Source organism: Pseudomonas sp. MD195_PC81_125, assembly GCF_014060985.1.
Classification (GTDB): domain Bacteria; phylum Pseudomonadota; class Gammaproteobacteria; order Pseudomonadales; family Pseudomonadaceae; genus Aquipseudomonas; species Aquipseudomonas parakoreensis.
Genome location: NZ_JABULD010000378.1, coordinates 1 through 1,131 on the forward strand (window position 1 = coordinate 1; position 1,131 = coordinate 1,131).

Annotated in this window: 3 protein-coding genes and 1 pseudogene; all 4 read right to left on the minus strand. The window is 54.6% G+C overall.

All coding sequences use genetic code 11. The features are described from left to right. Positions 1-203 (minus strand): annotated as a pseudogene (locus HT737_RS15680) (membrane protein insertase YidC); the annotation flags it as partial. 2 nt (positions 204-205) lie between these two features. After that, positions 206-451: a membrane protein insertion efficiency factor YidD gene (gene yidD, locus HT737_RS15685; protein WP_080921994.1), complete on the minus strand. Its 246-nt coding sequence runs from the start codon at positions 449-451 to the stop codon at positions 206-208. After that, on the minus strand, positions 444-845 hold the full coding sequence (gene rnpA, locus HT737_RS15690; protein WP_011336726.1) for a ribonuclease P protein component: 402 nt from the start codon (positions 843-845) through the stop codon (positions 444-446). The genes yidD and rnpA overlap by 8 nt, the downstream gene beginning before the upstream one ends. Before the next feature lie 16 nt (positions 846-861). After that, positions 862-996: a 50S ribosomal protein L34 gene (gene rpmH / locus HT737_RS15695; RefSeq protein ID WP_003213577.1), complete on the minus strand. Its 135-nt coding sequence runs from the start codon at positions 994-996 to the stop codon at positions 862-864. Positions 997-1,131 lie beyond the last annotated feature (135 nt).

A 1,131-nucleotide genomic window follows, 5' to 3' on the forward strand; every position in this document is an offset into this window, starting at 1 on the left:
GTATCGCTGGCGGCACGCGGAATATCGTCACTGGCGGAAGCGTTATTGCCAGGAACGGTGTCCGGCAAACCGGATGCAGTCGTGCTGGAAGCAACATTCTGAGTCGGCAGGGCAGCCTGGCCATAATCCTGGTTCCATTTAAGAACCATGACGTAGGACACGATTGCCAGGGCGACGATCAGGATCGTGCGTTTGATATCCATGATTACTCGGCCATCGAAGAAGAACGGGAGGTAGGGATAGGTGGAACCGGGTCATAACCACCGGGATTCCACGGATGACAGCGACCTAAACGACGAAAGGTCAGCCAGCCACCGCGCAGAAGGCCATGATTTTCGATGGCTTCATACGCGTAGCAAGAACAACTGGGGTAGAAACGACAGTGATTGGCCATCAAAGGACTAATGGCGTAGCGATAAAACTGGATCGGAACGAGGGCCAGTTTACGCATCTGGACTGTCTACCCCTACAGTTTCGGTTTTGACTGCTGGAACTGGCTTGTTACGGGCCAGGCGCTTCCAGAGTTTGCCGAAATGCTGAATCAATTCGGGGTTTTCTACGTCGCCCAAACCTTTGCGCGCGACGATAACGATGTCCCAGCCGACCAGAGAATCCTGGTGCAGACGGAACGATTCGCGCATCAGACGTTTGAGGCGATTGCGCTCAACGGAGAGCTTTACGCTCTTTTTCCCGATAACGAGCCCGAGACGGGGGTGATCAAGATCGTTGTTGCGCGCAAGGAGCAGGAGATTTTTCCCCGGAACCTTGCCGGTAGGGGAGTCAAAGACTGCCTTGAAATGCCGGGGGGTAAGCAGACGCTTTTCCCGACTGAAGTCCTGACTCACCTCCAGTGCCGGATTATCAAACTGCCAGACGCGCACGACCTTTGGCGCGGCGACGCGACAGGACGGCACGACCGTTCTTGGTAGCCATGCGAGCACGGAAACCGTGGGTACGAGCGCGTTTGATAGTGCTTGGTTGGAAAGTACGTTTCATGTCGTGTTACCTGGTTCGTCCACAACGGGCCGGAATGGCCCCCGTTTTAAGAGACCGGGGATTCTAGAGAAAGCAAGCCTTCAGGTCAATTTCCAACCAGCGTTTCCTTATAAATAGATCTCTGGAGCTCACGTA